We start from the raw sequence: 22,227 nt of genomic DNA, 5'->3' as shown, positions 1-22,227 counted from the left end.
GACTGATCTGTGCACGCTCAGCAGTCACCGCGCGCTCACGTCGTACCGAGGGCCAGCGCCAACAGGTGTGTGGAGCTCTGCCCCTGCCTCTTTCACGCGAACTCACTGTTCAGTGCGGCGATACGTCCTCAGTGAGTTCCACTACAGCGACCATGGAGAACTCGGAAAATGTCTGTTGACAACAACACGACCAACACCGCACTGACCCCCGCCTCATCAATGGATGCAAGACGTGCGTCGTTCCCGCAGCGTCCGACCACACCCTCGCACGAGGCGACCGTGATGCGATTAAGTAAGCGCCAAGAACAGATCATCGAACTGGTCGCCGAGGGCTATTCCGGAAAAGAAGTTGCACGCCTACTCGGCATGTCACCGAAAACCGTTGAGTCCCACCTACAACGGGTGTTCGATCGTTGCGGCGTCCGGAGCCGCGCCGGTGTCGTCGCGCGGTGGATGCAGAGCAAGCACCTCGCCGCCAGCTGACCCACTCCCCTCACCGCCTTTACCTGAAATTTCAACCGACGAGAGGCTTCACCCCAGTGACACTGAAACGACAAAGTTCGTTGGGCACCCGCTTCGGGCGCTACACCCGTGCCGCGGACATCATCGAGAACACAGCCCTGAGTGGGAAGACGGCGGTTCTCACCGGCGGTTACTCCGGCTTGGGTATCGAGATCACTCGTGCTCTCGTCAATGGAGGGGCATACGTCGTCGTCCCTGCTCGTCGACCTGATATCGCGCGGACAGCTCTCGCCGAGTTCGGTGACGCAGTGAGCGTGAGCTACGCGGATCTGGCTGATATCGACTCTCTTCGGCAGTTCGCCGAGCAGTTCTTGGCCTCTGGTCGGCCGCTGGAGATGTTGATCAACAACGCTGCCACGATGGCCTGCCCGTTGAGCCGAATCGGGCGCTGGGATGCTCAGTTCGCGATCAACCATCTCGGTCACTTCGCGCTTACGAACTACTTGTTCCCCGCCTTGGTGTCGGCGGGCGCTTCACGTGTCGTCTCCGTCTCGTCCTCGGGCCACCACTTCTCGCCGATGCGGTGGGAGGATGTGCCGTTCGAGAGCGGATACGACAAGTGGCTCGCGTACGGGCAGTCGAAGACCGCCAACGCCCTGTTCGCCGTCCACCTCGACGCTCTGGGTCGTGCGCATGGAGTCCGCTCGTTCTCGCTACATCCGGGGTCGATCATGACACCGCTGCTACGGCATCTCCCGCACGAGGAAATGGTCGATTTCGGCTGGATCGACGACGACGGGAGTCCAGTTAACAGCTCCTTCAAGACCGCCGAGCAAGGGGCGGCGACCGCGGTGTGGGCGTCGACCGCACCCGACCTGAACGGCCTCGGTGGCCTGTACCTCGAGGACTGCGACATCGCCGCTCCCGCCACCGAGGACCGCCCGTTCGTTGGTGTCCGCGACTACGCCTCCGACACAGACGAGGCCGCTCGCCTGTGGCTTTACTCCGTTGACGCGGTCGGCGTCGACGCCTTCTCCTGAGTTACGGCGGCTACAGCAGCGAAAGAAAGCGGGAGACGACTTCGGCGGACTGTTCTGCGTTCAGCCGTGGATCGCAGGTCGAACGGTAGTCGGTAAAGGAGTGTTCACCCTCGACCCTGGCCACACATTCGGTGACGGGGTCGGGGGTCACTTCCAGATGCAGACCCGCAGGCCACTGCCTCGCTGCTTGCATGACCCGCAGGAAGGCAGTGATTTCGTCGACGATCGACGTCAACGCGCGGGTCTTGACCCCGTCGTGGACGTAGCCGTTGCCGTGCATCGGATCGCAGATCCACACGACGGGACGTCCGTCCGCCGCGACGGCATCGACGATAGGGCTCAGCATGTCGCCGACGCGGCCCACCCCGGCGCGCACGATGAACGTCAGTCGACCGGCAACGCCGTCAGGGTTGAGTCGCCGACTGATCGCCACGGTTTCCTCCGGAGTGGCGCTGGGTCCGAGTTTGATTCCGACGGGGTTGGTCACGGACCGAGCGAATTCGAGGTGGGCGCCGTCGAGTCCGCGGGTGCGCTCACCGATCCACCCGAAATGTGTCGACCCCGCGTACGTGCCGCTGGCACCTTCCCGCACGAGCGGGCATTCGTACGGCATCAGCAGCAACTCGTGTGAGGCATACACACGCTCGAGTGCATCGCGACCCGACCAGGACTGCCTGAGCTCGTCCAGGATCGTCGCCGCGCACCGGTAGGCGGTCACCAGCCGTGTCGGGTCCGGGACGCGGGCAGCGGCATCTTGTTCGGAGGAGTTGACCGCGTCCCCGCGGTACGAGGCGATCAGCTCTCCGGACCGACTCATTTCGGTCGGGGATGAACGCGGCTTGCCGTACTGACCTGCCATGCGTCCGATCGTCACCACGGGTATTTGCGCACTCGCGCGCATCACGGCGCTGAGCCCCTGCAGGTGATCGATTTTGCGGCGGACGAGATCTCTGCGCGCGTCGACGAATTGCTCCGCGCAATCTCCGCCCTGGAAGACCAGCGCTCGGCCCTGCGCCGCCATGGCGAGACCACCGGCGAGCGCCTCGATTTCATGGTCGACGGTCAAGGGAGCCATGCTGGTGAGTTGGTCCTCGACGAGTGCCACCGCGTGAACGTCGGGCCAGACCGGCTGCTGCGCGACGACGCCCCGCCGTTCGGTGAGGAACCCGGCGACCGGCAGCGCACCTGTGGAGTCGGTGCCGTCGACAGGTGCGAGTCTGTCGAGGCCGTCAGTGTGCGGTCGCATCGGCGATCTCCAGATCTTCGACTCTGCACGTTTCGTCGATAATGACGCCGTAGAGGGTGACGAGGAAAGCGGGGTCGATGCCGTGTTCCCGGCCGAAATGTGCGGCGCGGTCCTTCACGAGGCCTACACGGGCGGGTTGCATCATTGCGATGTCGTGTTCGGCTTTGTATCGTGCGATCCGGATGCAGCATTCGAGACGGCGGCGCAGGGTGTCGAGCAAGGTTGCATCGATGTCGTCCAGTTCGCTGCGCAGCAGTTCGAGTCCGTCGACAGCGGTGGTGTGGTCAGTCATCGGCAGTCACTTCCGTTGTGATCAAGTCGGATTCGGGGGTATCGGACAGATGGGTGAAGGTGTCGGCGCAGATCCGCTGGTACCACTCCAGGTGCTCGCCGAACGCGGTTTCGACGGTGGCGAGATGCGCCGCGAATTGGGCGGGATCATCGGATTCGACGGCGTTGGCAATGCTTCGCAGGCTCTCTGCCAGTTCGGCCCGTGCGCGGCGGGCACGGGGATTGCGGGATTGGATGTCCCAGTAGACTTCTGGCCGGTTCACCGTCATGCGCGCCAGGAGCGCAGTGAGCATCGTCGACGGTGGGGTGGCGAAGTCGCGGAGGGTGGCCATCTCACACCCACTGTGGGCGAGGGCGAGTCCGTAGCTCAATACCGCCGCATGTGTCAGCGCTTGTGTGGTCGCAGCAGCGTGATCGTGCTCGTCGGCGGTGGTGAACAGCAATCTCGCGCCGCGGTCGGTGAGGAGACGCAGGAATCGCTCGGACCGTGGACCGGCCCCTGTTTCGACGACTGCGATCGAGCGGCCGTGGAGGTCGAGGGATGGCGCGAACAGTGGGTTGATGCCGACGATTTCGATGTTCTGATGCCCGCACAGGTGCGGGGTGAGAACGGTTTTCACCGACAGCGTCTCGACCAGTAGTGTTCCCGGCCGAATCGCGGAGGTGATCACCGGCAGCGCCGCGACGGCGACGTCCTCCGGGACCGCGAGAACGACGACGTCGGCGGATTCGAGGATCTTCCTCAATTCTTCCGTGGGTGCGGTGATGTCGGCGTGCAGTCCGTCGACGGCACTGGTGGAGTCGACGACCAGTGTGTCCATCCCGCGGCTGCGCGCCAGGCCGGCGATCATCGCCCCGACCGCTCCCGCGCCGCCGACGACTACGTACCGTTCGGGCGCGTTCATACAGCGTCGGCGACGTAGTCGGATACGGCGGCGCTGCTCAGTGCCGTGAGCAAGGCCCTCGCCTTGACCTGCGTTTCGGTGAACTCCTCCTGCGGGTCCGACATCGACACGATCGCGCCGCCGACACCGAAGCTCGCCCGCCCGTCTGCCATGACCAGGGTGCGGATGACGATGTTCAGATCGACCGCTCCGGCGAGGGAAAACCATCCGAGTGCACCCGCGTACACCCCGCGTGGGCCATCTTCGAGTCTGTCGATGATTTCCATCGTCCGTTGTTTGGGAGCGCCGGTCATCGAGCCGCCGGGAAAGGCCGCTCGGAGACAGTCGACTGCGGACAGTTCACGGCGCAAGGTGCCGCGCACGGTAGAGACGAGCTGATGGACTGGTGCGTACGTTTCCACGTCGAACAGCAGGGGCACGTGCACGGATCCGATGTCGCATACCTGGTTGAGGTCGTTGCGGAGCAGGTCCACGATCATCAGATTTTCGGCGCGATCCTTCTCGTGGGCGAGGAGATCCTCGCGCAACACACGGTCTTCGGCGGCGGTCCTCCCCCGCGGTCTGGTCCCTTTAATGGGTTTCGATTCCACGGATCCACCGGCGGTGATGCTCAGGAAGCGCTCAGGTGAGGCGCTCAGGACCGACAATTCCGGCAGCTCGAGGAGTGCCCCGTAGGGGACGGGGCTGATGCTGCGGAGGGCTCGGTAGACGGCAAACGGATCTGCGTCCGAGGGTGCGCTGAGCATGTTGGTCATGCAGATTTCGTACGACTCGCCCTGCGAGATTTCGGTGAGGCATTCGTCGATGCGGTCGAGGTAGACCTGTTTCTGGTGCCGCAGTTCCACTTCGAGCCCGAAGCTGTGAACGTCGGGGTCACCTGCCGAGAGCGGTATGGGGGTGCGGTCGCTGTAGATCGTGGCGAAGGTCGCCAACTGCGCTGTTGTCTCGTCGAGCCACTCGTTCGCAGGAAAGGTGTAGCCGTCGCGGCTCAATGCGAGGAGATAGGTGCAGCGGTCGAGGTGATCGAGCACGATCATGCGGTCCGCGAATATCATTGCCGCGTCGGGGGTTTCAGCTGCGTGTGCGTCCTCGCCGATCGTTTCCGATTTCAGTTCGTACCCCAGATATCCGACGTATCCGAGGTTGAATTCGAAGGGCAACCCTTCAGGGACCGGGATTCGACGTTGCTCCAGTTGGGTTTCCAGGTAGTCGAAGAACGTGGACCGCACCCCTCTGGTCTGACCGTCAGCGGTGCGGATGGAGACGGTGGTGGTGCTGACGTCGTGGGTGAGATATTCGGCGAGGGGGCCGTCGGCGTTGCCGAGGAAGGAGAACCTTGATGTCCCGTCGATGACAGCGCTGCTGTCGAGCCAGAACGCGGTTCTCTGTCCTCGACTGAGTTCCTGGTAAATCAGTTCACCGTCGGCCAACCCGTCGAGGCGGCGATGGTGGATCTCGTAGTCCGCCGGTGCAGGTTGCTGATCTTCCCGCACGCCTCTGGCGAGGGCGAGAAAGTTGGTGAGTAACTCACGGCCAAGGTCGCTTTCGATCGATTCGGGATGAAACTGAACACCCCAGATCGGTTGAGTGCGGTGCCGCAAACCCATCAGGACGCCGTCTGCAGTCCAGGCCGTCGCTTCCAACTCCGGCGGCAGTTCGGTCACAGCCAACGAGTGGTAGCGGACAACGGCGAGCGGTGAGGGCATCCCTTCGAACAGTTCGATCGCGTGGTGCTCGATCTGTGAGACGCGGCCGTGTACCGGTTCGGGGGCGAGCTCGACCCGGCCTCCGAACAGATGCGCGATTCCCTGATGCCCGAGGCACACACCCAGGACCGGGAGGCCACTGTCGACGATGGCGTCTCGGCTGATTCCGAAGTCGCGTAGTCGATCCGGTCGTCCGGGCCCGGGCGAGATGATAATCGCATCGAATTGGTCGACGCCGATTTCGGTCCAGTCTGCATCGTTGGGGACCACGGTCGGTGGTGCGCCGTTGACCTCACCGATGTACTGATAGAGGTTGTAGGTGAACGAGTCGTAGTTGTCGATCAGAAGTATGCGCATGGTCGGCGTGCACCTCGTCGTCGGATCGGTCGGGTTGTGGGGTCCGGCGGTGGGGAAGGCGGTGGCCGTCATAGTGGGAGTGTTTCTCGGATGAAGAGCCGCTTCGAGGTACGGCCCTTGCTGACGGCGTAGTCGGTCAGTGCGTTGCTGTCGATGATCGCGGGGTGGTTTTCGTCGTAGTCGATGGCCATCAGATTCCCCATCCACGATTCCAACCCCATCGCGTAGGTGTAGACCTCGTCCGGGTCGAGTGCGTCGACGATGTCTCGGCCTTGTTCGAAGTTCGAACCGTTCAGGCGACGGCTTTGGTCCGACCGCCGCGCCAACGGCGCACTGAACAGCGGACCGTAGATCCAGCTCGCCGCGGCGCCGATGCTTTCCATTCCGATGAAGACCGTGTTCACGCGGCCGATCAATTCAGCGACCTTCGCGTACATCGTCGGCGAGATGTTGGTCGAATCCGCAGCGAAGAGTGCCGTCTTCTCACCGAATCGAAGATGCCAACCCGCCTTCGTCCTGATCTGCAGGTCGCCGTGCTCGCCGAGGAATGGCAGAGCGGTCACCTGAACGGATCCGCACGTGTGGGTGTCCAGGTCGTCGAATTCGACGACATCGGTGAACCCGAGGTGCCGCAAGATCCTGGCCAGGCCGGGGTCGACCATGCTCGACGTCGACGACTTGGGCACGAGGATGGTTCCTACCTTGTGCCGGATACGAAGCAGCGTTTCGAACAGCATGTGGTCGGTGTGATTGTGAGTGATCAGGAGATAGTCGAGCGCGGCGGGTAGGTCGTCGTAGGAGAACTTCCCCTCTGCCGCGCCTTCGTATCCGCCGTAGCTCAATACGGGGTCGACCAGGAATGTCGTCCCTTCGTACTGGGCGTACACCGATGCGTGTCCGACGTATTCCATTCGGTCACTTCCGGTTTCGTTGTTCACTGTCGGCACGGCTTCGAAGTAACTGCGAAACAATGCCGAACGCTCGGCCGGTATCGCGAGTTCGTGTTCGAGCTGGGTCAGGCCGCTCTCCGAGAGATCGCCGCGAAACAACCTGTCGAGCAACGGCGACTTGAAGGGGACGTCTACGACGAGCTCTTGGTCGGTGTACTCGAGAACTGGTGTGGTGAGGGCGAATTCGCGTGCGTCGGCGGTGATCTCACGGAATCGCACCTGTTGCAGGGATTCGTCGTAGTAGTCCGATGCGTACATCAACGGTTCGATGAACCGGTAGTCCGGCGTCTTGTTGTCGCGTCCGTAGAACACCTCGACCCGCCCCGCCAACGCGAGCGGAAGCCRTTGATACACAGAATCGAGGCTTTCGCCGGTGTAGTCGGGGAGGATCTTCTCCTCCAACTGTTTGATCGCTTCGAACAATTCGAGTGGCCTGTCATAACTGCCACGCATACTCTCGTACCAGTTCTTGATCTGGTCGTAGTGCTCGTAGGCATGTATCCACGGACCGCCGTGCATTTTCGGTTGCTTGACGGCCATGGCGTGGACCTGCGGGTCCTCGAGATACGACTCGATGATCGGAATGAAGCGGTTGTGAATGAAGCGTGCCAGCGTATGGGGCGGAACCAGGTACGACCACGCGTACCAGCCGCCGATCGCGGGCTCGACCGCAATGTTCGAGCGCAAGGAATAGTTCATCAGGGAACTCTTTCGGTTCAGGTGATGCGGGTCAGGGCAGAGCGCAGCGGGTACTCGCGCTCACACGGGAGCCGGGGCGGCCAGCAGGGCAACCACATCGGTCAAGATGTCGAGATTGTGACCGGCGACCGGACGCTGCCACCCACTTCCCCCGAGAGCTGCTTGCAACACCGGGACCAACCGGTGATCGGTCCCGGGATAATCACGGACGCGGTCGAGCCACTCCGAGACGGGCACGACTGCGGATTCCTCGACCCCCACCAGCTCCATGACCTCGTCGAGCGAGTACGTGCGATGAACGACCACCGCGGACCCGGCGCTACCCCCGTGCACCGCGGACACGGCACTGCGGGCGACCGTGCGGACATCGCAGACCGGGATGTAGCCACCGAAGCGTGGCAAAACCTGCAACTCCGACGACAAACGCAACACCGCACTGAACCAATCGTCGACGAGGAACCGCCGATCACTTTCCTGGTGACCGTAAATCAGGGCGATACGGAGAACATTCACCTCGCACCCCACCTCGCGCAGAGCACAGAGGTAGGCCTCGGCAACGAATTTCGACTGAGAGTACGGATCTGCGATGGACGCCAACCTATCCCGCGTGAACGGACCGAACTCCTCGCCTACCGACGCCGCCGACAGGAACGTGAACGACTCAGCGCCACCTGCAGCTGCGGCCTTCGCCACCACCACGGAGTTCTCCACACTGCTCGCGAGATGCTGTTCGAGCGGCAGCCGGTGATTGACGTCGTAACCGCAATGTACGACCGCAGAAACCGCCGGGGCACTGCCGTTCTCGATTGCAGCTGCGAGACCCTCGTAAGTCATGGTGCGGACATTGCGGTATTCGCCGGCGACACGGTCGAACCGCTGACGGTGCCGCCGAAGCCCTTCTTCCGGATCGCTGACACTGACGACAAGCACATCAGCGGCGTTCTCCGTGAGGAGGTGATCGAGAACGTGACCGCCGACGAATCCTGATATTCCGGTCACCAGCATAATTGGAGTGCCCGCTCCGCCGCTGCCGACGTTCAGGTCCGCCAGTTCAGTCCGCAACGTGGACAGTCGCGCGTCGATCTTTTCGTACACCGTCTGCACTGTCGACGGGCGGGCCTGTGCGTCTCCACCGTGAATGCAGCGGAGAAACCCGTTGATGGAGAAGTCGTATTCCATGGCGTCGAAAGCGTTCTCGACGTCGTCTTCGCCGTAGAGATCACCGAGCCGGACTTGGATGCGCATCATCGCCAGCGAGTTGCCGCCCGCGTCGAACAACGACGCGTCGGGGTCGATGCTTTCTCCGAGTACATCTTTGACAACTTCCTCGACCGCGGCGCGCTCCGCCTCAACGTCGCCGAGCGGCGCGGTGACGACTACTGCCTTCTCGAGCTGTTTCCGCAGCGCGGACTTGTCGAGTTTTCCGCTCGTTGCCAGCGGCAGTTCGTCAAGGATCTCGATCCGGTCCGGCACCTCCCAGAACGGGAGCATCTCGCGGACTTCTTTCATCAGAGCGCCCGCATCACCACGGCCGGGAGGTGAGGCAAGAACCAACTCGTCCTCGAACGCCACCATCGCCACAGGATGGTCCAGTTTCGTCGCGAGGTCCGCCTCGACGTGCACGATGTTCACGCGATGCCCGAAACGCTTGATCTGCTCGTCGATGCGGCCGAGGTACCTCAGACGACCGTCGCCGGTGATGCTGACCCGATCCCCCGTCTTGTACGCACGGCACCCGTCGATCTGTGTGAAGACGGTGCGGTCCTGCTCACGTGCACCTTCGTACCCCAGAGCAACCCCTGCTCCGACAATGACGAGTTCCCCTTCCCCGAGGTTGTCGAGTACGCCGGATTCCTCCGCGTGAACGAACGCCTCGAACCCCTCGACCGGCGAACCGATCGTGTCCTCGAACTCGTCCAGAGCCGCAATGGAGAAACACACCGTTCCCTCGGTCGGGCCATACGCGTTGTAGACTGCGCTGCACTTCCTCGCCTCCTCGAACTGCGCTCTCTTCAACGCCTCCGCCGAGAACTGAACCTTCCCGATCCGGCGCTTCGCAGCGTCGTCGAGCCGCGCATAGATCGACGGCGCGATCATCAGGACATCGCACCCTTCTGCCTTGAGGTGCGCGGACACGGACCCCAACCAGGAACCTTGAGACTGTTGTGGCACAACGACTGTGGCACCGCTGTAGAGACCGGCGAGGATCTCCGAGATCGATGCATCGAACGACAGCGACGAGAACTGAAGCAGCGAATCCCCTGCGCTGATCTCGAGAGTCCGATTCAATGCTCGGCACAGATTCTCGATGCCGTCGTGCCCGATGTTGACCAACTTCGGCGCCCCGGTCGATCCCGACGTGAAGATCGAGTACGCATACCGCGGCGCGGGCCTGACCGAACCAACATCCGCAGCCTCGGGCAATCCGACCTCGGGGGCGTAAAYACGTTCCGCAGTCGTCGACGCAGACGCGATGACGCTGGCACGGTCGAAGTACACCACGAGCGCCGGTTCACACAACGCGAGTGCATCATCCACACGCTGGGCAGGCCATTCCGGATTCATCGGCGTGTAGATCGCGCGGCTGCGCATCGCCGCCAACGCCCATACAATCCCCTCTGCCGAGTGATCACCGACGAGAACAACACGCTGGTCGAGTTCACAGTGCGAGTCGATGAAATCGGCGAGCACGCAGGTGATCCGGTCAAGCTCGGCGTACGACCACACACGGTCCGCGGTGCGGAGTGCGGCATCGCCGCTGTGGCGACGAAAAACCTCTGTCAGTAGCTCTGCGAGATGCATTGAACTCCAATCCGTTGCTTGAGCTTGCCGAGCATGGTGGTGGCTGTGTCGGCTGGCAGGAACCTACGTTTGTACTGCACCCGCATCAGCGGAGGACCTGGCCAGGACCTGTCGATGAGAAACTTGACGTCTTCGAACGTCCGCGCGCTCAGGACCGGTACCCAATCCCAGCGATCCGGCCTCGGACGCATGAAGGTGGTGTCGGAGACGACGATTCGCGGGACTCGTCCGCGGGTGAATCCTCCGGCGAACGCGGGCAGGTCCGACATGGTGAACCGGCCCGCCGACTCGTAGAGGGCGCGTGCTCGCCGGAAGTGGGCGACGTCGTACGTTCCCCGTTGTTCCGCGCGTATCACCAGTGGCCGGATCTCACCGTAGTAACCGGCTGAGCCGTTCATCGTTCGCTGCGAAAACGGGTATTGCAATACGAAGTCGCTGTCGAACGTTTCGAGGAGCAACTCACTCACCACACTGAGAATCTCGTTGAAGCGCACCTCTTCTCGCACAGGCAGCCAGCTCCCTGTCGAGGCGGAGATCGTGGGGATGCCCTTCACCCGAGGAGTCACAACGCCGCCGAGGGAGGTTTCGACGGCATCGACGTCTGCCCGAGGCAGGCCCGCGTACCGCCGGACAGCTTCCCCGTGCCCGCGGTAGTAGTCACCGAGCGACACGGCGTCGGCGCCCTCCGGTTCGTACACCGCTTGCAGATAGTCCCGGAACACTTCCACCAGATACGTGACATCGGGAAGATCCGCGACGAGATGATTCACCTTCACGAATACGGCGTGCTTCCCGGAACGGTGACGCCAGCACGCAACGTGCACGACCTCGTCCAGCGTCAAGGGTGTCGCATTGTGATAGTTCGACATGATCGCCGTCATGTCGTCGATATCGCCGTCCACAGTGCCCGGCACATACACCAGACTGCATCGCACATCCGGTGGTTCAACATCGAGGACGTTCGCAAGGGCGTCACACAACCCCAACCGCTCGACCAACACACGGAAACGTCGCGTGTCCGACAACCGCGTCTCGTCGACGACGCCGATCGCTCCGGAGCACGGATTCACGTCCCCGTCCAAACCGAGGTCGTGCAGAAAACTGTACAGATCACGAAGACCGTCAGCTTCCTCACGCAATGCAGGTTCGTTCACGAAAGTTCCCCTCCTACTTACGTTTCGCCGACGAACTACTTCACGCCCACCGAATGCCAACCGAACTCGACCGCGTCGAGAGCCCCCATCTCCGAGAGCAACGTGTGCAATCCCGAATGGTCCTGCACGAGGTGCACCCCGGACTGAGAAGCACGAACGTCCGCTGCCGCCCGCTCCCACCCCTTCACACCTTCGAACTCCAGGATCGTTTCCCACGTCTGAAAGTCCGGCGCGATGAACGCTTCCATCCCGGCGATCAGCTTCTCCAGGAAGAAACGTTGCTGATCCGCAGTAAGACGCTCGTAGACTTGCTTGGCCATCTCGTCGGCAATAGATGCGTGGCAGTACTCGTCCCTGTTGTGCAGCTTCACGAGCGTCGAGTTGATCGTCTGAATCTCCTGGTCGTTGGCAAGCAGATCCAGATAGGCGTTGATCGAGATCTCCGCGACCGTGGCGAACGCCAACGACGTCAGATTCTTCTGCCATCCCTCGGTGTGCTCGTCACGGTGACGCCGATGAATCTGGGTGATGTGGGATTCAGGCAGCACATGATCGGAAAAACTGTCCCGACGCTTTCGCCGGGTCACCGCGCTCCCGTTCATGTGCATCAACGAGTGATACTGCTCATCGACCATCGCTTGGGCTATCGCAATCTCGAGCGCCGGTCCTCCGAGGGCGGGAAACGCTCCGTCGAGAACCTTCTCGAAAGCCGGGTTCACGATCCGCTGCTCAATGAGCACGGTATTTCGGTTGTAGGACACCCACCCCCAACTCAGCAGGCGCGACCGGGTCTCTTCTGACAGGGTGTCCCAAATAGGGTGCGCCCTGATCGGGACCATGTCCTTACGGAAATCGGGGCGGGCCAGGTCGAAAAGATCGTCCAGATCAGGCTCGTGACGTTTCACGGCGGCACGTCGGTGCCAGTTCGATGCGAGCCGACCGATGATCGCGTTTTCGACTTCGTCGTTCGGGTCGAATGCGGGCAGCCCTGGGAGGTGGGTCAGATGATCATCCGTGTCAGCTGAGGCGGTGTCGGACATGAGCTAGCGTCCCCCTTCGTTGGCGTCACTCAGCCCCCACCCTGCACGATCCGGTAGGTGATTATCAGTCGGTAGTTACACCTACGGAATTGCCCCGACAAGAGAATTACCTACACCTGATCGACGGGTTCACCACCTGTCCGTGTCATCAGCGGTCGCGCATAGGCATCCCGCGAATGCACCAGGTGACGCTATCGGATTAGTGATTAACCAACGGAATTCGGCACCAACGAGCGCGTCAGGCAACACCGATCCCCACTATCGGACGAAGGAACGATTCCGATGGGCAACGACCAGTGGAGGCGGATTAAATTGTTGGGGTAGCAGCAAAAGTCCCCTGAACCTGGCTGAACTGCGCGGGGAGTGTTTTCCCTAACTCGGAGCAAGTAAAATCGCGCTTTCCTGCGCCGAATGGCATGAACGCCGAGTACAACGGCCTGCGCGACGTAGATGCGCAATGGTGCATCTACCAATGTCCTTCCCTTCGGCGAATCGCGTCGCGTTCTGGTGGTGAAACCCTTGTGACATAGGATGGTTCACCAAGTTCCGTCGAGGATTTTTCAGTCAGTCCGCGCGTGTGTACAGCGGTGAATTCGCCGTCGGGTGTGAGGCTGGGTCCAGCGACAATCATATCGTCGGGATGTACAACAAGATCCTAAGCAAGGTGGCTGTCGCCAGTATGGTTCGACGCGGCGCGGCCACTGCAAAACCCATGTCCCACATCAGCCAGAGTCGTCACCGCCGTCCGAGCGGACGCCTGGCACGTCCTCTAATCTCATCGTCAGGCCACGACGCACGAGGCCTTCACGGCTCTTGCGCAAGGTTGCGCGCGGATGCCTTCCTGGTCAGCGGAACCAAGAGCTCAGCGAGGAAGCGCGAGTCGTTGAGATACCGCTCGTAAGGGAACTCGTTTGGGTCAGCCAGTCCCGCAATTCGGTTGCCATCGCCCTACCCGTCATATGGAAGAACTTCAGGCCGGCCGGCGTTGCGGACACCAGTCGGTCTCGTGCGAGGGTCTCCATCGCCGCCAAGCCGCCGGCTGGTCCGCTGAGAATGGTCTGGATCAGGTTTTGTGCGACCAGTCGGGCGTCGCAGATACCGCCACTCGAGCGCATAACATGAAGGGGTGCAGTGCATCTCCCCGGCAAGCGAGTTCTTCGGTCAGCGTCGTTGCACCTTGGTTGGGTTCAGAGCCGACCGATTCGTGTGCCACGAACTGTGCGTCTACCGGTTTGCCGTCGATCTGAACAGTTCTGTTGCTATGACATGCCGGTCAGGGACTCCATGAGGTGAGACGTCCCCGTGTTGAGCACACATCGCGGAGACCCACTTATTGCGCCGGGCTCTTTGTTCCACCCGGCATCTCCACCCTAAAACAGTCCCTTAGATTCGGATGACGGGCGATTGGAACCGTTACCAACCGCGAGCCCACACCATAGCTTCCGGAGCGAGTTTCGGCTTCTGGCTGACCATGCAAGACGAATACCGTTCCACTGCAAACTATCTCGGATCGCCCTCGAAGCCCACGAACGGGGCACATTTCGCCAGCCCCTGGAGCGCATCTCGATCGGTCATTGAACCGAATCATTCGAATCGGTTGGGTTATGCCAGAGGTGGGAGATGGACAACTTGTCCTGCATAAGCCAGGCCGGCACCGAATCCGAGCAGCAGCGCCGTGTCTCCGTGTCGGGCCTCGCCGGAACGGAGAAGTTGTTCCATGGCCATCGGAATCGATGCTGCGCTGGTATTTCCGCTTTCGGTGATGTCGCGGGCAACTGCGACGGTGTCGGGCAGTCCCAGCGTTCGTACGAGCGCGTCGGTGATGCGACTGTTGGCTTGGTGTGGAACGAACGCGTCGAGGTCGTGGGCCGTGATTCCAGCTTTGTCCAGTGCGTCGCGGCAGGCCTTCTCCAAAAAGGTTATTGCCCAGCGAAATACAGCCTGGCCGTTCATTCGGATGTACGGTCGTTCACTGCGTTCGCCGGATTGCTCGGCCGCAGCGACCTCGGCGAAGTACTGGGTGAAGTCCTTGTCCTGCTTGATTGCAGACGTCTGGCTTCCATCCGAACCCCATGCGACCGGACCGATACCTTCGGACTCGGACGGACCGACCACGACTGCTCCAGCCCCGTCCGCGAAAATGAACGCACAGGTACGGTCGGTCGGATCGAGCAGATCGGAAAGCCGTTCCACGCCGATCACCAGAACATGGCGTGCCTGACCCGCGCGGACGAGGGCTGCGGCGTTGCCGAGCGCGTAGCAAAAGCCCGCGCACCCAGCTGAGACGTCGAACGCTGCGGTGTCGTGCAATCCGAGTTCCGTCGCCACGACCGCGCCCGCGGAGGGGCCGAGCACCATTTGCGACGATGTCGCGAGTACGACTGCATCGATCTGTTCGGCGGCGATTCCGGCCGCGGCGAGTGCGCTGCGAGCGGCGCTGACGCTCATCGCCACGATGGTTTCGTCCGGTTCCGCCCACCCGCGCGCTGCAATTCCCGACCGGGTGCGGATCCATTCGTCGGAAGAGTCGATACGATCGACGATTTCGGAATTGGGGACACTCCGTCGGGGCCGGTAAACGCCCAGCCCCAAGAGGGCCGTATGAGTAACGGAAGGTGCTGTGGAAATGAGCACGGAATCCTCTCCGGGGGACCTGACAGTCCACGTCCCCTGCATCTAACATGAACCAAACAGCCCACACAAACGCACGCGCCGCCAATGCCCTCTTGTTAGGGGCACAAAATCGCGCTGATAGCCCTTCCAGTGGGCAATCCGACCTTGTATGGTGTCGCCTGGATATGAAGCGCCGCTAGATTATTCGAATTGCTAACCCGCGAACCACCGCACGGTTGAGAACAGCCCGGAGACAACGCTTGTGGAGTGCTTGACCCGGGCGTTTACAGCGGATGTGCCGCCCCTACCGCATGAACGCAGGCATGCGCCCAGGTATCGCCCATAGCTCTGCGCCCAATTCCTGCGGGCCTGGTGCGCACCGCGTTGTCCTTCGAGCGCTGCGAACAGGTCGACTGCTTCGCTGTGGCGTTCGGCGAGTAGGTCTTCGGTGTGCGGGCCGCTTCGACACGTTCCTGGAAGACGAGGTCGCCGCGGGCTTGGTGGTGGGTGACGAAGGTGTCGACCCGGACCAATGATTGCGCAGCGGATTGGGGTTCAGGCGCGCCGTAGCCTGATCGCGGCGTGTGCATGGTGTCGAGCCCCGGGTCCGCAGCGGTTTCAGCATCCTGACATGGACGTGGTCAAGTGAGCGCGCTGTGCAGGTTCGGCGAGCGCCGGAAAGTCACAGAAAGGTATGTGCGATCATCGCCCCTGAGCGTTGGCCGGGATCGAAAACCTACTTCGATGCTCTCAGCAACTCGGCCGGAATCCATGCCGGCCAGGTAATCTCGCCGACCGGATCGCCGTCGACGAACCGGGCAACAATGCGCGTGACATCCGGGGCAGTGTTGTCGTACACGGTCGCGTGGTCGGATCGATCGATCGCGTCGACGACCAACGACCACAGCCGCTCGAATCGCTCGCGAATCTTCACTTCAGGCACCGAATGTCCACCCTCGACAACCCGCTCGGCAACACGAGCAACCGACAACTCGACCGGAACCAGGACCACGTGTAGGACGACAACGAACCCGGCCCGGCGCGCACGGTCGATCAACTCCAATTTCGATGGATGCGAAAACACCGTCTCGGCGATGAACGACTCACCCCGCTCGATCAGGGCATCGCGCATAGTCGCCGCAATCCGTGCGGCCTCGTAGGAATGCTCCTCGGCCGCATCAGGCCATCGATCTTTAGCGATCACATCCGCGTTGACAAACACGCTGCCGGGAAGCAGGGGCGCCAGACGCTGCTCGACGAACGTCGATTTGCCGGCACCGTTCGGCCCGACAACAAGATCGAGACGTCTCACAAGACGATCTGCGAACCGTCAGGCAGATACTTGACGACCCGGCCGCGCTCGTCGAGCGAAATCGTAGCGCGCCCCTGAACTGCGCGATCAGCGACATGGCTACCTGTCGCGATTGATTCTTCAAGGGTCGCCGCGATCTCCGCGTTGAATACCGCGCCCTCCTCGGCGGAGAGCACACTCAGTGGGATACGGCCGGCGAGGGCGGCCTCGACACGCTGACGTGCGACCTGTCGCTGGTTCGACACCTCACGACCGACCCGAGCCCAGTGCTCGAGCTGCTGGCGCGCCGAGCGATGCTCGCGCTGTCCCTCCGCGGCCGCGGCATCGACGAGCTCTGATGAGAACCTGGTGACTTTGTCGACGACTTCCGTCATGGCTCCTCCTTCGCTACAACATCAAAGTCATTGTAGCAATTTGCTACAGAGGATATCCATGCGTGACGCCACACCAGACGTACAAGGAAGGAGATGGCTGCCTCTTGGACTCGCAGGACAGTTGGAGAATGCGCCTGTCACGTCGACACCGACCGCTCCCGTCCTCGTCGCACGCGCAGGTAGATACCACCACTAACGGCCAGGCAACCGATCATCCGTCCGGCCGTGACCAACGGGCAGCGTCTCACCACCCCACCGGGTGCAGTGAAGTGAGCCGCGCCGCAGTTTCGTTTCCGATTCAGCGACTTGGATCCTTCCGGCTCGAATCCACTGCAAATCGCAACCCTGAACCCCTGCCCACCTACCGCGGCTCGAAGAACGAGAGGCCATGGGCATGACACACGGCCAAATCGGACGAGTACCGGAATCCGTTGAACCACAACGATCCCGAGAACTTCGATACTAGCAAGCACCGAGCACAGCGGTAATGGTCCGCTGCCATCGCCGCGACGCACAGACGCCGCTTAGCGGAAGTCCTGGGGCGCCATCGGCTTCGGTGCAGCGACCTGCGATCTACTCGCGCAGCGCGGAAACCACATCGTCGTAGCCGCCCTTGACCCAGACAAAGCAGTGGTCGCACATGACCACCGAGAAGCCAGATTGTGGGCGCGGCATCGGATCACGCGGCACGTCCGATCTGCAGATTGAGCCAATCGGAGATCCACTGGATCGCGTTGCGGCCGGCGTTGTCGACGACGAGGGTGTTGTAGTTCTGGTGTGCCCCGGAGGCGAAGAAGGCCGCTGCGTCGAGCCCCTCCCCTACCAAGGAAGCGAGGTCGTTGGCGCCCTGTGAGCTGGCCATAGTGGTCAATGACCGGGCTAGCGCTGGCAGGTTCAGATTCTGCGCTCGAGTGGTGATGGAGGTGGCCGTTGAGGACTGCTTGCCGAGCAACGTCGGATCAGTCTTCGTAGCTTTGCCGGAGAGCATGTCGACCGCGACAGATGCTAGTTCGACGCCGACCGGGAGGAGGCTGGTCATGGCAGCTCCGGCCCCGAGCGGGTCGGGGAGCTGTCCGGGCGGCGGTAGCAGCTTCTCGACTGCGGCCCAAGCGGTTTCCTGCACCTGCCCGACGAGGTTGGCGAGCTTGCTGATGTCGACGCCTCCCAGGATTGACACGACGAGCGCGGCGACCTGTGAGTAGCCGGACGGGTCCGGGATGACCGACAGGACCTGTGAGACCCATTTCAGATCGACACCTGCGGCCATCTTCACCAGCGGGGCGAACTGGTTGTTGAGATCCCCTGCGACCTTGTGGGCACCGTGCGCGTCGAGCGCAGCGACCTTCTGCGGGAGCAGGTTCAGGTTCGCCTGGATCGCACGCATGTCCAGAGAGGTGAGCCCGGTGGCGACGTTCAGGACTTGGTTGACGACCACTGAGGGTTTGAGAACGGAGAGGACACCGGAGGCGGATTCTAGGACATCGCGCGGTGTCGTTGCGAGCGGCGTGATCTGGCTGTCGACGGTGTCAGCGGCAGCCGATAGCGAGGTTAGGTCCGAGGATGTGGCCGGCAGCGTCGTGGGGCCTTTGCTGGCGAGTTTGCTCGCGGTGTCGGCAATCACGTCCAAGTTCGAGAGTGCACGGCTGAGATCCGATTGGGCGGCCTTGTCGAGCACCTGGCCTGCGTTGTTTTCGGCTGTCCCGACGGGAGTTGCAGCGAGCTGTCCGTTCGCGGCGGGGTTGGCGGCACCGGATTCGAGCAGTTCAACGAGAGGGCTGATGGTGTTCGCCAGAGTTGTTGCGCTGGAGACGATCTGCTTGAGATCGACCGCGCCGTCGGCCTTCGACAGTTCGCTGGTCAGGTTGTCGGTTGCGGTAGCGAGGCCGGGAAGGTCGGCATGAGAGAAATCCGATGCCAGAGCGGCGGCCAGGCGCAAATTGCCGTCACTTCCAGCGCTCGGGGCCTTGGTGAGCAGTGAACCCAGCGATCCGAGCAGTGGGCTCGATCCCTTCTGGATCGAGCAGTAGAGGTCTTTGGGATCACAGATCGACGCGACGCGCCCCGACAGCTTCCCCATACCCTGTGGCCGCGGATCGGCAATCCCCTTTCCCGATGGTTGCGGGCCGATGACTGCTTCACCTTTCGTCCCAGCGCCGGGATCGGCGAGAAGCCCGACCGCGAGGACCTGCTCTGCCTTGACTGGGCCGGAGCTATTGCCGATCTCGGAAGCGAGATCGCCTGCGATGTCCGCGCCCTGTGAGTAGCCGGTGATTGTGAATTTTGTTTCGGAGCATTTCGCGGCGATCTCGGTGAGTACGTCCTTTGCCTTGCTCAGACCATCAGATTTGCTGTCTGCGTATGTCTTTCCGTTGTCGAACGCTCTCGCCATGTACGGCAACGTGTAGATCCGTGCTGCACTGCCATGCTTGTCCGTGAGGCTGTCGGCGATTGGCTTGAGCATTCCGGTCGAGATGGACGGATCGGCGTCTTCGGCCGTTTCCCAGGTCCCAGGAATGAACAGGTTGAACGTGGACGGGCAACCAGAGGGGGCGGCGGACGCGATGGCCGGTGCGGTCGAAGCGATCGAGCCTGTAGCTATTGCCGCCGTCACCAACAGGGTAGTCGCGCGGTGGAAGTTCGGACGTTTGAGCGGCATGGGCACCTCATCTACCAGGGGAATTACACCTTCCGGTACGCGCGGGTGTCCTGCCCGCTGCGGCCACGCAAGGCGAGAGGCACACAGTGGCTGATACGTCCGGGAAAATCAACGTCGCCTGTGGATAACTTCCTGCTCACCGCGCATCACGACTCTCGCCATCACGGTTCCCTGGACGACACACGTAGCGTCGAAATTCGGAGTTATAGCAGCCGTCACGTGGCTCTCGCTCCTACCTCAGCATGCGGGTCCTCGCGGCCCGGGGTTGCTTCGGCGGATGGCGCTGCCACTCTCGAATATGTTGTGGCACATTCAATGTTTGCGGACGGTGAGCGATCATTTTTGACCACTCCCCTATCCCGCCGAGGCACTCGATCGCTGCGCTGCGTCGGTGTGCGGGGCACGGCCTTGCGCCCATCGGCCCAGGGCGCGGTCAGAGGGCGGTTTGAGACCGGCGTCGCTCGCGACCTGGGCGGGCCGGCGCTGCCGATCTCCTTGCGTATCTGCTTGACTCCGCTGGTCGCGCCGTTGGAAACGGATACTTTTCAGCCCGTCGAGCCCGACTGCATCGCACCGGTTACCAGATCCTGGCGACGAAGGACACTGCGAGCGTCCGGATTTGTTTCTTCGATCGACAAACGCCGGAAACACACAGGCGTGTGCACCATCGTCCCGACCGTTGGCCAAGGCCGGAACTTACATCGGAGTTCGTAAGAACTCGACCGGACCCCACGCTGGCCAGGTGAGCTCGCCGACCGAATCGCCATTGACGAACCGGGGCAACGACAGGTCGCGTGGTCCGATCGACGGCATACACAATGCTGCGTCGATCGCCGCCGCCATCGGCGTAGAACGCTTGCTCTACGTCAGCACCAATGTACGGGCCAGGCCCGTTTCGAGACGTGCCGGTCAACGGCTCAGCTCTCAAACCCCTCTCACCTGCCAGCCGCACGCGCGCCCTCGCCGAGAAGTTCGTGCGCGACGCCGGAGGCCTGGTCATCCGGCCCCACCTCGTGTATCGACCCGGCGACAGATGGTTTCTGCCGACACTGACACGAATTGTCTCTCGACTCGATCATCGACGACGGTAATGCCATCCCGTCAGTAGTCGACGTAAACCTACTCGCCCGATCTATCTACAAACTGTCGACAGAACAGCAATTTCGCTACGGCTCAACACTTCACGTCAACGAACCTGTCCCGCGGACAGTCATCGACCTTCTCGAGCATCATGCGCGGAAGACCAACTGGACTCTGCCCCAAAGCTCTATCCCCCGCACCGACGCAGCAAAAGTTGCTGCCCAGTTGGGTCTCAACATGCACAAGATAGACATGATCAGTCTCGATCACTGGTTTCGGTCGAGCCTGTACTGACACTTCGTTCTCGCGCCTCTGGCTTCGAAGCCTCAGCGGTACGTTGTTCAGCTGCCGAGACATATGCTTCGGCAATCTGATCAGGTTCAAGGCCAGCACCGGTAGCGAGAGCCTGACCAACACTGTCGAATTCGTTCAGAACCTCAGTTCGCGGCATCCCCGAGGCCAACGCTGTGCACGTTCCGTTGGCGAAGCTGATTTCAACACTGTCCATCCCGAGCGCGGGAACTCCGCGCGCTCGTAGTGCGCGCAGAGAGTCCTGGCCTCGCGGGCCCGCCTCGGCGACAATCTCCTCCGGCGTATGACCTTCCGCGGGTGCCGTCAACTCCGTGGTTTCAGCTATCTCCGCGCCGGTCGGCTGATCCTCACCTGGGCTCGTCAGAGGTGAGACCGACGTCGAGGGATTCGAGTAACTTTCGGGCACCGCCTCTTCCACGACAGCATCAGCAGAACCGACGATGGCCGACGTCATGGGAGGGGCACAGGTGACGGCGGCCGTCTCGTCGGCAGTTCCCAGTGCACGTGCCTCGCTCGTCGAACTGTCCCCGATCGGAATCGGGGCCACTACTGCACGCAGTCAAAGCGCACGCCGCCAAGGCGGCGATTGCGAGGGTGCGGCCAATGTGCTTCATTTCCAGCTCCTTGAGCGATTCTGTTACGACACGCTTCGGGATATGCGCATTCCCTCCGAACCCAGACCCGGCGGCGTCAGGGGGTGACGTTGATCGGTGGGGCCGATGCGAACTGCAGTGTGCCCGACATCGTTGCGGTGCCAGTGGCTGCGGCGGGGCAGACGGGTCCGGTGCCGGTGCGTGTGTAGTTCACGGCGCCGGTGTTGCTTGCCACGACGCGCTGGTTGGGGATGTCGAATGGCAGTGGTCCGATAGTACTGACTCCGGTACCTCCAGTCCCCGAGCCTACGACGGTGACCGTGCATGTTGATCCGGGCATCGTCACGACTGCCCGGTTAGTAGGGATGATAAGCAATCCCCGTGCAGAGCCTGCGGGCATGGCATCTCCGGAGACGTTGAGTTGCCACGAGCCGGAGGTCGAGACCACAACGGGTAGGCCGTTAGCCTTGCACCCGGTCAGGCTGAGGGTGCCGATGTTTACGTTGATCCCGCCCGTGCCGGTGGTGGAGTTACCCGGCGCCGCTGGGATGGTTCCGGATCCCGTCGTGCTGGAGCAGGTAAGCGTGATCGTGCCAGTCTTGATACTGAGATTGCTGCTCGAGGCAGTCACGGCT

Annotated in this window: 19 protein-coding genes; 3 read left to right on the top strand and 16 right to left on the bottom strand. The window is 62.1% G+C overall.

The window, feature by feature from the left end; genetic code table 11:
* Window positions 1–168: 168 nt before the first annotated feature.
* Window positions 169–483, top strand: coding sequence for a response regulator transcription factor (locus AC1DWA_RS26855; protein WP_477847790.1), 315 nt, complete (start codon window positions 169–171; stop codon window positions 481–483).
* Between the two features lie 56 nt (window positions 484–539).
* A complete protein-coding gene (locus AC1DWA_RS26850; RefSeq protein ID WP_477847789.1) occupies window positions 540–1,502 on the top strand; it encodes an oxidoreductase in 963 nt (320 codons plus the stop codon).
* A 10-nt stretch (window positions 1,503–1,512) separates the two neighbouring features.
* Here the strand turns inward: AC1DWA_RS26850 and AC1DWA_RS26845 are convergent, their stop codons facing one another.
* The 14 genes from AC1DWA_RS26845 to AC1DWA_RS26780 all read right to left on the bottom strand — a co-directional run bounded on the left by AC1DWA_RS26845 (window position 1,513) and on the right by AC1DWA_RS26780 (window position 19,607).
* Window positions 1,513–2,748, bottom strand: a complete 1,236-nt coding sequence (locus AC1DWA_RS26845; protein WP_477847788.1) for a 3-deoxy-7-phosphoheptulonate synthase — start codon at window positions 2,746–2,748, stop codon at window positions 1,513–1,515.
* Window positions 2,732–3,040, bottom strand: coding sequence for a chorismate mutase family protein (locus AC1DWA_RS26840; protein ID WP_477847787.1), 309 nt, complete (start codon window positions 3,038–3,040; stop codon window positions 2,732–2,734). The genes AC1DWA_RS26845 and AC1DWA_RS26840 overlap by 17 nt, the downstream gene beginning before the upstream one ends.
* A complete protein-coding gene (locus AC1DWA_RS26835) occupies window positions 3,033–3,944 on the bottom strand; it encodes a prephenate dehydrogenase dimerization domain-containing protein (RefSeq protein ID WP_477847786.1) in 912 nt (303 codons plus the stop codon). Before AC1DWA_RS26835 ends, AC1DWA_RS26840 begins: the two co-directional genes overlap by 8 nt.
* Complete coding sequence (gene pabB / locus AC1DWA_RS26830) at window positions 3,941–6,007, bottom strand: aminodeoxychorismate synthase component I (RefSeq protein WP_477847800.1); 2,067 nt, start codon at window positions 6,005–6,007, stop codon at window positions 3,941–3,943. Before pabB ends, AC1DWA_RS26835 begins: the two co-directional genes overlap by 4 nt.
* Before the next feature lie 68 nt (window positions 6,008–6,075).
* Window positions 6,076–7,656: an MBL fold metallo-hydrolase gene (locus AC1DWA_RS26825; RefSeq protein WP_477917293.1), complete on the bottom strand. Its 1,581-nt coding sequence runs from the start codon at window positions 7,654–7,656 to the stop codon at window positions 6,076–6,078.
* Between the two features lie 60 nt (window positions 7,657–7,716).
* A complete protein-coding gene (locus AC1DWA_RS26820; protein WP_477917291.1) occupies window positions 7,717–10,458 on the bottom strand; it encodes an AMP-binding protein in 2,742 nt (913 codons plus the stop codon).
* The gene (locus AC1DWA_RS26815) at window positions 10,437–11,612 is read right to left on the bottom strand and encodes a hypothetical protein (RefSeq protein ID WP_477847783.1); all 1,176 of its coding nucleotides are present in this window, start codon (window positions 11,610–11,612) and stop codon (window positions 10,437–10,439) included. The genes AC1DWA_RS26820 and AC1DWA_RS26815 overlap by 22 nt, the downstream gene beginning before the upstream one ends.
* A gap of 35 nt (window positions 11,613–11,647) precedes the next feature.
* Window positions 11,648–12,652: an AurF N-oxygenase family protein gene (locus AC1DWA_RS26810; RefSeq protein WP_477847782.1), complete on the bottom strand. Its 1,005-nt coding sequence runs from the start codon at window positions 12,650–12,652 to the stop codon at window positions 11,648–11,650.
* 845 nt (window positions 12,653–13,497) lie between these two features.
* On the bottom strand, window positions 13,498–13,800 hold the full coding sequence (locus tag AC1DWA_RS26805) for a hydantoinase/oxoprolinase family protein (protein WP_477847781.1): 303 nt from the start codon (window positions 13,798–13,800) through the stop codon (window positions 13,498–13,500).
* 454 nt (window positions 13,801–14,254) lie between these two features.
* Window positions 14,255–15,328: a beta-ketoacyl-ACP synthase III gene (locus AC1DWA_RS26800; protein ID WP_195849595.1), complete on the bottom strand. Its 1,074-nt coding sequence runs from the start codon at window positions 15,326–15,328 to the stop codon at window positions 14,255–14,257.
* A gap of 221 nt (window positions 15,329–15,549) precedes the next feature.
* Complete coding sequence (locus tag AC1DWA_RS26795) at window positions 15,550–15,855, bottom strand: hypothetical protein (RefSeq protein WP_477847780.1); 306 nt, start codon at window positions 15,853–15,855, stop codon at window positions 15,550–15,552.
* 146 nt (window positions 15,856–16,001) lie between these two features.
* Window positions 16,002–16,577 carry an ATPase gene (locus AC1DWA_RS26790; RefSeq protein WP_477847779.1) on the bottom strand — a complete coding sequence of 192 codons (576 nt, stop codon included), beginning with the start codon at window positions 16,575–16,577 and terminating at the stop codon, window positions 16,002–16,004.
* The gene (locus AC1DWA_RS26785) at window positions 16,574–16,951 is read right to left on the bottom strand and encodes a TA system antitoxin ParD family protein (protein ID WP_477847778.1); all 378 of its coding nucleotides are present in this window, start codon (window positions 16,949–16,951) and stop codon (window positions 16,574–16,576) included. The genes AC1DWA_RS26790 and AC1DWA_RS26785 overlap by 4 nt, the downstream gene beginning before the upstream one ends.
* A 679-nt stretch (window positions 16,952–17,630) precedes the next feature.
* Window positions 17,631–19,607, bottom strand: coding sequence for a cutinase family protein (locus tag AC1DWA_RS26780; protein ID WP_477847777.1), 1,977 nt, complete (start codon window positions 19,605–19,607; stop codon window positions 17,631–17,633).
* 1,059 nt (window positions 19,608–20,666) lie between these two features.
* Between AC1DWA_RS26780 and AC1DWA_RS26775 the strand changes: the two genes are divergently transcribed.
* Window positions 20,667–20,981: a hypothetical protein gene (locus AC1DWA_RS26775; protein ID WP_477847776.1), complete on the top strand. Its 315-nt coding sequence runs from the start codon at window positions 20,667–20,669 to the stop codon at window positions 20,979–20,981.
* Here the strand turns inward: AC1DWA_RS26775 and AC1DWA_RS26770 are convergent.
* Together AC1DWA_RS26770 and AC1DWA_RS26765 are read right to left on the bottom strand one after the other, a co-directional pair.
* Complete coding sequence (locus tag AC1DWA_RS26770) at window positions 20,944–21,546, bottom strand: DUF732 domain-containing protein (protein ID WP_477847775.1); 603 nt, start codon at window positions 21,544–21,546, stop codon at window positions 20,944–20,946. The two genes, AC1DWA_RS26775 and AC1DWA_RS26770, sit on opposite strands and share 38 nt — an antisense overlap.
* A gap of 143 nt (window positions 21,547–21,689) precedes the next feature.
* On the bottom strand, window positions 21,690–22,227 hold a 538-nt coding region (locus AC1DWA_RS26765; protein WP_477847774.1), incomplete at its 5' end, for a hypothetical protein.

It is taken from the genome of Rhodococcus sp. P4_F3_2, from assembly GCF_056401335.1.
This window is presented reverse-complemented; position numbering and strand designations above follow the sequence as displayed.

Coding starts and splice junctions, on each gene's coding strand:
- AC1DWA_RS26855 (WP_477847790.1), top strand. CDS start 169: ATGTCTGTTGACAACAACACGACCAACACCGCACTGACCCCCGCCTCA.
- AC1DWA_RS26845 (WP_477847788.1), bottom strand. CDS start 2,748: ATGCGACCGCACACTGACGGCCTCGACAGACTCGCACCTGTCGACGGC.
- AC1DWA_RS26840 (WP_477847787.1), bottom strand. CDS start 3,040: ATGACTGACCACACCACCGCTGTCGACGGACTCGAACTGCTGCGCAGC.
- AC1DWA_RS26835 (WP_477847786.1), bottom strand. CDS start 3,944: ATGAACGCGCCCGAACGGTACGTAGTCGTCGGCGGCGCGGGAGCGGTC.
- pabB (WP_477847800.1), bottom strand. CDS start 6,007: ATGCGCATACTTCTGATCGACAACTACGACTCGTTCACCTACAACCTC.
- AC1DWA_RS26810 (WP_477847782.1), bottom strand. CDS start 12,652: ATGTCCGACACCGCCTCAGCTGACACGGATGATCATCTGACCCACCTC.
- AC1DWA_RS26800 (WP_195849595.1), bottom strand. CDS start 15,328: ATGCAGGGGACGTGGACTGTCAGGTCCCCCGGAGAGGATTCCGTGCTC.
- AC1DWA_RS26795 (WP_477847780.1), bottom strand. CDS start 15,855: ATGCACACGCCGCGATCAGGCTACGGCGCGCCTGAACCCCAATCCGCT.
- AC1DWA_RS26785 (WP_477847778.1), bottom strand. CDS start 16,951: ATGACGGAAGTCGTCGACAAAGTCACCAGGTTCTCATCAGAGCTCGTC.
- AC1DWA_RS26780 (WP_477847777.1), bottom strand. CDS start 19,607: ATGCCGCTCAAACGTCCGAACTTCCACCGCGCGACTACCCTGTTGGTG.